This window comes from Paenisporosarcina sp. P4_E4_2 (genome assembly GCF_056401595.1).
On sequence record NZ_JBFUJC010000129.1, the window covers coordinates 1 to 8,194 of the forward strand.

At 36.7% G+C, this 8,194-nt stretch carries 6 protein-coding genes; 4 read left to right on the forward strand and 2 right to left on the reverse strand.

The window, feature by feature from the left end; translation table 11 throughout:
* The first annotated feature begins 555 nt into the window (after positions 1-555).
* Positions 556-729 carry a hypothetical protein gene (locus AC1DSB_RS10495; protein WP_477532589.1) on the forward strand — a complete coding sequence of 58 codons (174 nt, stop codon included), beginning with the start codon at positions 556-558 and terminating at the stop codon, positions 727-729.
* Positions 730-952: 223 nt separating this feature from the next.
* Here the strand turns inward: AC1DSB_RS10495 and AC1DSB_RS10500 are convergent, their stop codons facing one another.
* The gene (locus AC1DSB_RS10500) at positions 953-1,681 is read right to left on the reverse strand and encodes a GntR family transcriptional regulator (RefSeq protein WP_477532590.1); all 729 of its coding nucleotides are present in this window, start codon (positions 1,679-1,681) and stop codon (positions 953-955) included.
* A gap of 1,313 nt (positions 1,682-2,994) precedes the next feature.
* On the opposite strand from AC1DSB_RS10500, the gene AC1DSB_RS10505 reads away from it, so the two are divergent.
* Positions 2,995-3,915, forward strand: a complete 921-nt coding sequence (locus AC1DSB_RS10505; protein WP_477532591.1) for an alpha/beta hydrolase family protein — start codon at positions 2,995-2,997, stop codon at positions 3,913-3,915.
* 131 nt (positions 3,916-4,046) lie between these two features.
* On the opposite strand, the gene AC1DSB_RS10510 is transcribed toward AC1DSB_RS10505, so the two are convergent.
* On the reverse strand, positions 4,047-4,409 hold the full coding sequence (locus tag AC1DSB_RS10510) for a hypothetical protein (protein WP_477532592.1): 363 nt from the start codon (positions 4,407-4,409) through the stop codon (positions 4,047-4,049).
* Between the two features lie 39 nt (positions 4,410-4,448).
* On the opposite strand from AC1DSB_RS10510, the gene AC1DSB_RS10515 reads away from it, so the two are divergent.
* Positions 4,449-4,742 carry a fibronectin type III domain-containing protein gene (locus AC1DSB_RS10515; RefSeq protein WP_477532593.1) on the forward strand — a complete coding sequence of 98 codons (294 nt, stop codon included), beginning with the start codon at positions 4,449-4,451 and terminating at the stop codon, positions 4,740-4,742.
* Positions 4,743-5,009: 267 nt separating this feature from the next.
* Positions 5,010-8,194, forward strand: a 3,185-nt coding sequence (locus AC1DSB_RS10520) for a S8 family serine peptidase (protein ID WP_477586687.1), incomplete at its 3' end; no start/stop codon positions are given.

An 8,194-nucleotide genomic window follows, 5' to 3' on the forward strand; every position in this document is an offset into this window, starting at 1 on the left:
GGGCAATGATTGGAATTGCTATATTTGATACTATGCAACTTAAGGAGGAAGTAACGCCCTTTTCCTTTTTGAGCTGACGGGGCGGGAGGAGGATTATATGCTAAAAATAATTTTATTTTTTCTCGTAGTCATTTCAATCTATGCTATTTCGATTTGGCAATATATAAATCCAACAAAGACTATTCGTTTATGGCATCAACTAGCATATATAGAGGAACCTAAAGCAGATGAGGCATTTGTAAGGAGTTGCATTATAACAAGAGGTATTTTCTTCACGTTGTCATTTATCGTAATAATTGTTATGACATTGGTAATATAAAATAGGAGCGATTGCACAACAAGAGCAGCAGTAGCTTCTTTCACTAACGGGGCAGGTTTGTTGAAGAAGCGTAGTATGATTGAACTGTGCGACACATTTTGGTCGTACTATGCCATAAACTAACCTCTTTGCAATCTCAAACAATTTCTATTTTCAATAGACTAGATATAAATTACTTTTAATTTATCCAACCTAGCCATATAATTAAGAAATTAATTGTAAAGGAGGTTGAAAAAATGAAACCTAATCCTTTGCACCAATGGGAAAAAAATCATAATAAACGAGTATTAGAATTCCATAAAAATCACGCATTAGAAATAGAGCGTGGAGAGAATGGAAACGGGTTGTTAGCTAAATGGGAAAGATTTGTCTACAACAAGGGAAAAGCTCTTTTTAAAGCTGTCAAATAAACTTTTATAAATTAACTGTTCCTTTTGGGACAGTTCTTTTTTTTCATTATTGTTGTATGAATTGTTACGCATTTATGTCAACACTTCAATAAGTCTAGTTCAACTAACGGGGCTTTAGTTGAATAAGAAAAAAAAGCTAACGTCTTAGAAAAGACGTTAGCTTTCAGTATTTACAGATATGGAAGCCGGCTTTCCAGAACATCACTTGGCTTCAGCAATAAATCTATTTATTTTTCCGATTAATTTTAATCGAGCTGAATTCCGTCGGTATATATATTTTATTCTGGAGTATAACATGGCCAATCGAATCATATAAACTCTCAATTAATAGTGTAAATAAATCATTGTTTGAATGGAGTTGATGGCTCGCAGAGGAAAGTACGGATTTTGTAAACTTGACTTCTATTGTCGAAGAATGCGCATATTCATAAATTCGTTCTTCAAGCAATTTGAGAATACATTCTTTATCATTAAGACTTACTTGAAATTGGGAAGCGATTTCACTTGGCAGCGCGGAAAAGGTGTGCGCAACAATTTTATTTTTGCTTTTGTACCATCTGCTAAATCCAATAACCACTGCCGAGTTAATACCGAACAGCTTTTTTGTATATTCATAATCGTTGACAAATTCAAGGCGAAAGTCGGAATCAATGTCGTCAATAGCTTCCGTACAACAATTAGAAACTGTATCTCCTATTTTTTCTAATCCAATACTTCGTAATTTTGTATTATCTTTTATAAAGTTTCCTTGTCCATGGATCGTCTCGATATAGCCATCTTCTTGGAGTAAGCTTAAGGCTTGGCGTAAAGTCATCCTGCTAACATTCATCATTTTGGAAAGTTCCAATTCCGCAGGCAATTTACTTCCCACCGGATAAACTCCCGCATTAATTAGTTTTAGTATTTTATCATAAGAATCCACATATAGATGGGACTTGTTTTTAATCGGCATTAAAATACTCCTCCTCAATAAACATTATATCCCTTTAATTAGGGATGCGACACCTCAACATTGGGATGATGAAATACAACTTAATCCAGTTTAAATTGCAGAAAAATATGGAAAATAACTTTTTTATTCAGTATGTCAAATTTCTGAGTAAATGTCATTTTCTATGCAGTCCGAGACCCTATACAAGGGGGCTTGGACTGAAAGATTTTTATGTTTCTGAGATTGTTTTTGGTTCCAAGCCTCCACGGATGGCTTGAGGTGGGTTTGCGTGGCTGCGCAGAACTCGCCTTTTTTGTTTCCTTTATGCGTTGTACCTTTTCGGTTTCTTTTACTTTCCAAGGCTTGACCTTGATGTCAGAGAATAAGATCGTCCTCTAGTACGGTCATTTTAGCGCTAAACTGAAACGAATGCTGATGTGATACTGGGTTGTGTACAAATCGACAACATGTTCCTTAATTTTATCCTCCTAAGCATGAAAGGGCTTTCTGCCTCTGTTCTGATGCTCGATTCCCGAAGACCTCTTGCATGTGTTTTTTCTTCAACAGAATAACTTGCCGGGAGTTATCCCAACAAAGCTGCCGCATCCACATTTGTCATAAGCCCATCTAAGACTTTTTCCACAACAAGTACTTTCTTCATCTCTGCGTTAGTCAATGTGATTGTCCCCTGTTCCATAGTGACAGTATCACAGAACCACAACACACACTTTTTTAAATCAGTATTGACTTAACCGGTTTACTGAAATACAATTACAATGAATTTATTAGACAACTATATATACCACGTACCATAGTTGTCTATTATTATCCTTAGCGTATGATGGCATTCATTAAAAAGGAGGCATCGAATTCCTCAAAATTTAATTGCGATTCTCTGTAAGCGAATACATTTTGCCGCACACAAGAGACCCAAAATCGCTCCGTTGTAACCGATGATCTTGGCGGATTGGTCCATTAGATCCGGCAGCAGTTCTAAGGAGTGGTGGAATCATAAGAGCCAATATGACATTCTTTACTCGATGTGATAGAGGATTTATTTGTTCAAGAATCCCCCAATCTTTTATTTTTTTGTGCTTTGGCGGAGTGTATATAGATTTACCAGTTTATTTATTCGACTATATGTAAGCGATTACATGAACCTCATGTAAGATTCTTAATACATACAATCTCGCCAAAACTTGAATAGGGAGGTGGTGTCTATAAGAAGCGCTGATTGAGGTAAAGAAAGAAGTAAGTAGGTGTTCCGCTATTTATAAAAGTTTTGCTAACTCTTATCTACAAAGCCAAGTTAAACACATTAAGGGGATAGAAAAATGAAAAAATTAATGACCATGACCATGATTCTGATATCAGTCCTTGTGATATCAATCTTCTGTACAGGATGTGAAAGTACAAGCAAAAAGGAGAGCAATCAACCCATAAAGGAACAGTCCGTTTCGATCCCTAATGGAAGCCATAATGTTCCCGGTATATTGGTAAGCCCGTCAGTAGCAACAAAGGATAAACCAGCTCCTGTGGTATTGCTGTTGCATGGTACGGGTGGTAATAAAAATGAACTTGGAGATATCTATAAACAACTTGCTGCTCAATTGGCATCAAAAGGATATGCATCTTTGCGGATTGACTTTGCAGGAGGCGGGGATAGTTCCCAACCCTATGTTGAGAATAATTTCGATGATTCAGTCGCGGATGCTCTGAAATCGGTCGAATTCCTCGCTAATTATACGGGAATAGATAATAATCGAATCGGTGTGTTGGGTTACAGCCAAGGAGGACGAATAGCGCAAGTAGTAGCAGCCCGGGAACCAAAAGTAAAAGCACTTGCAACCTGGTCATCCGCGCCGTCAAACGGTGCAAAAGACTTAGAGATTTTGTTCGAATATGCCGAAGAAGCCTATGCGAAAGGTTCGGCTATAGTGACGATGCCATGGGGTACTCAATTAGAATTTGGTAAAAAATTTTTTACAGCGATGGAAAATTCTCGTGCTCTTGATGAGGTTGCCAAATATAAAGGCCCATTGCTCGCAATTGGAGGTTCGGAAGATCCTGTCGTTTCACCGCTATTGGCAAGGGAATTGGTACAACATGCTGGAAGTACCGATGCGACTCTGCGTATTATTGATGGTGCAGATCATGGTTTCAAAATATTCGCTGATAACAAATTAAATCCTGATCAATCCATTGCAGAAGAACTTTTAAAGATAACAACGGAATGGTTTGCTGAAAAACTGTAACTATCATGAAAAAATAGTTGGACAGGACTCTATTCCTGCCCARCTATTTTTTGTTGTTATTTAGTAAGTGTAAAAACTTTTAATTTCCTGCACAGAAGCAAACAAATGCCAAGGCAACGTCTTGGCATTTGTTATTTTTTATTGATAAAGATATCCGCTATTTCTAGGACTTTATTAGTTTGGCAGTTTTTTAAATAATGATTAAACAATTCTTTTTCATACTTTTTTACTAGATATATATAACCTTGCATACGAAAGAAAGGTAAAGCTTTTTCACTTAAATAGGTGTAATACTGTTCATATTGGTTCTCTAAAAGATAAATCACAAGCGTGAAAAGAAATGTATATAAAGGATGTTTAAGTTCTATTGATATTTCTAATCCATCTTGTGCAAGCTCTAATAATTCACCTTTAGATAGTAGATCTTCTTCTAAGGAAATACGGATATAACCGTTCAGCCGAAAGAACAAGTTACCGGTAAGTACAGTACACATTACTTCAATGAATTAGGAATTGCATCTACCGTTAACACGTTGAAAAATACTACGAAATCTAAAAATTCGGCCGCTCTTAGCTGGATTGCCGCTGTCAATGCAACTGAAGTGAAAATTGAGCAATCGAGCGATAATGGCGTTACATGGAGCGCTGCGACAACAGAACAACCGGTTATAGCAGGTTCAAACAGTGCAGTGGTTACAGGATTGTTTGAAAATACTTTCTACTATTTTAGAGTAAAAGTAGTAGGCGGCATGAACGATGGTATACCTAACGTTGTTAAGGTAATAACAGCAGACCCATTACTACCTGCTAAAAAGAACAACAATTAAAACCGCAATCATGAATGTGAAAAGCCGTTCACAGGCAGTCAATTATGCCGTTCGAAATCAACTTGTTCCATTTTCTTAATTAAAAATCACTTATAAAAATATGTCCTGTCCCTTATTATATCACTCTTGGTATAGTACTTTTGTTTTATGCAGGTATAGAACCAATAACAGCAAGAGTTACATCCTAAGTTCAATTTTCAGAAAAGTAGAAATATGGGATGATAAGGGTAAGTGGAATAAATATAAACTCAAAAAGGAGAGACGTAAATGAAAAAAAGTAAATTGAAAGCATTTAAAGTCATGTCTACTGCAGCTGTCACATCTTTACTTCTAACATCTTTAACAGCTTTTGCAGAAACGAATGACACTTCAACCAAGTTTCAACCATTGGAAGATATAGTGGAGCAAGAAAGTAAGGATCTTTATAGTGAAGCTGTAACTAAAGAAGGTTTAATTAAAGCGTATAGCCCGAATGAAGTGGTCCGCCTAATCGTTGAAGTTGAACAGCTAACTGATGTGGAGCAATCATCAAAAAATAAAAAGTCAATGATGAAGCAAAAGCAAGACAAAGTGATTGATGCAATCACTAAAACGAAAAATTCAAAAGTAAATTCCGCTACTAAAGTGAAACATCGTTATTTTGAAGGTTTTAACGGATTCAGTTTAGAAACTGAGTTTCAGAATTTGAAAGAAATCGAGTCTATTCAAGGAGTTACGAATGTACATATTGCTAAAACATTCCATGAAACGATGGCAGCTAGTAAAGAATTGGTACAAGCTCAAAAAGTTTGGGAACAATATGGCTATAAAGGTGAAGGATTAGTTGTAGCGGTCGTAGATTCTGGGATTGATCATACACACAAAGATAYGAAACTATCTGATAATGCAAAAGCGAAAGAAAAATGGACTCAAGATAAAATGAATCAAAAAATGGCAGATACAGATGTAAACGAAATTTGGTATTCAGATAAAGTCCCGACAGGTTATGATTGGGCAGACAATGATACAAATGTCATCCCTGGATTAAATGGTAGTCCGCATGGAACACACGTTGCTGGAACAGTTGGAGCTAATGGGGACGAAGCAACTGGTGGGGTCGCTGGTATTGCTCCAGGTGTTCAACTATTAGCAGAAAAGGTATTCTCGGATATGGGCGGCGGAGCCTATGAGGATGATATTATCGCAGGAATCGAGCATGCCGTTACAATGGGTGCAGATGTTATCAACATGAGCTTAGGTGTTGATGCAGGCTATGTTAGTGAAGAAGATGATCCGACTCAAAAAGCCATTCGAGTTGCGACAGAGCGTSGAACACTAGTTGTAGTGGCAGCTGGTAATTCCGCTCATAGTACGAAAAATAATTTATTTCTTGACTCTGCTTCAAAGCCATATGCAGAAAATCCTGATATTGGGACAGTTGGTGCACCGGGTGTAGGTCCATATGCTTTATCGGTAGCATCCTATGAAAATACAAAATTGCATTTAAATACTTTAGCAGATACAGATGGTTTTAAGCTTCCTTTCCAAGATCAAACGATGTTTCCTGCAAAATATAATTTTAAACTTTCAAGATTTTTAAATCCGAATCAAGAGTATGAAATGGTGTATGCAAACGAAGGACGAAGCAAAGCTGATTTTCCCGCCAATAAAACTGGCTACATTGCAGTAATAAAATTATTAAATCAATATACTTCTTATTCTAGTATTCAATTTAACGCAGAAAGGTATGGAGCAAAAGCGGTTATCATAATACCAGCTGATAATATGGCGACTGATTATCCTTATCTAAGATTAACTGAAAATTCCATTCCAACTGCTACAACAGGTAAGGCTCCAGGCCAAGAACTATTAAATAAACTAAAAAGTGGTCAAACCGTCAAGATGAAATTAGACGGGGAAACTTGGATAGATAATGCAAAAAAAGACAACATGTCCAGTTTTTCATCCTATGGTTCTCCAAGTACATTAGATTTTAAACCAGAGATTTCGGCTCCTGGTGGAAATATTTATTCAACTGTTCCAGGAAATGATTATGAAAACATGAGCGGTACATCAATGGCAGCACCTCATGTTGCAGGCGGTTCAGCATTGTTATTGCAGGCACTTTATCAAAAAGGATTAACCCATTCAGAAGATACGGTGTTAAAAGCAAAGCTTGCTTTAATGAATACAGCTAATGTTCTCATGGATCCAAAAACAAACGGTGAAGTTCCATATTCACCACGCTTACAAGGATCTGGTTTAATGAAAATTCAAAATGCCATTAACACACCTGTCATTGTGACAAGTCGAAACACGCCTTTAGAACAAGCTGGAGCAGTTGCTTTAAAGGAAATTGGACAAACTACAAGCTTTAAATTAAACGTGGAAGCATTCGAAACTCCTAAGGGAAAAAATAATAGTGAGGATATCGAATACCAAGTTTTTGTAGATGTTTTAAAGGATCAGACGGAAGTGAAAGAATATGATTTAGACACTGATGGTGACTTGGATTCCAAGGAGTATCTAACTTTAAAAAGTGAACGAATCAATGGAGCAACCGTCACTGTCAATGATAAAAAAGTGACAGTAACAGAAGGCGCACTTCTTAAAATTAAACCTGGTCAAACAAAACAGCTGACAGTTAATGTGAATTTACCAGATTCCTTAAAGAAAAATAGTTTTGTAGAAGGATTTGTTCGTCTAGTTCCGGTTACCAAGGACCAAGATAAAGCCGTGCCTTTATCCGTTCCTTATATGGGCTTCTATGGAAATTGGGATGAACCACTAAATATCGATCCTCCTGCATGGGAAAAAGATGCATTTTTAGGTTATACTGCACTTTGGGATGGAACATCAGAACGTTATCCAAAGGGATATGATCCTAGTACAGGAACGTTTGATCTTAACAAAATTGCCATCTCGCCAAACTACCATCTAAATGGTATCTATTCTTCATTTACGGCTTTACGTAATCTACAAAAAACAGAAATGTTTGTTGAAGATCAATCAGGAAATATCGTTAAATATTTAGGTGACTTCAGTGAATATACAGGGACACCATGGAAATTCAGAAAAAATATCATGTCATTTGGGGACACTTATTACAATGAACTCTATCCTTGGGATATGACAGATGAATCTGGACGATTTGTACAAGATGGAAATTATCAATATGTGATTAAATCGACATTAGACTTTCCAGGTGCAAAACCACAGGAAGTTATAATGCCTGTGAAAGTAGATTCGACACTACCTAAAGTTACAGACATTACTGTAACTCCAAAGGCTGGAAAATACGAAATTTCCTGGAAAGGCACAGATAATGAAAACGGAAGTGGATATGTTGCTGCAATGGTTTGGGTGAACGGAAATTATTATCTACCAGGAAAAGAGTCAACATTACTATTAAACTACGAACCGAAAAATATTGTAGTAATTGGAGCAGACAACGCGTTTAACCACTCTTACAC

Excerpts from the sequence above, each read along its gene's own strand:
- AC1DSB_RS10495 (WP_477532589.1), top strand. The coding sequence starts at position 556 with ATGAAACCTAATCCTTTGCACCAATGGGAAAAAAATCATAATAAACGA.
- AC1DSB_RS10500 (WP_477532590.1), bottom strand. The coding sequence starts at position 1,681 with ATGCCGATTAAAAACAAGTCCCATCTATATGTGGATTCTTATGATAAA.
- AC1DSB_RS10505 (WP_477532591.1), top strand. The coding sequence starts at position 2,995 with ATGAAAAAATTAATGACCATGACCATGATTCTGATATCAGTCCTTGTG.
- AC1DSB_RS10510 (WP_477532592.1), bottom strand. The coding sequence starts at position 4,409 with ATGTGTACTGTACTTACCGGTAACTTGTTCTTTCGGCTGAACGGTTAT.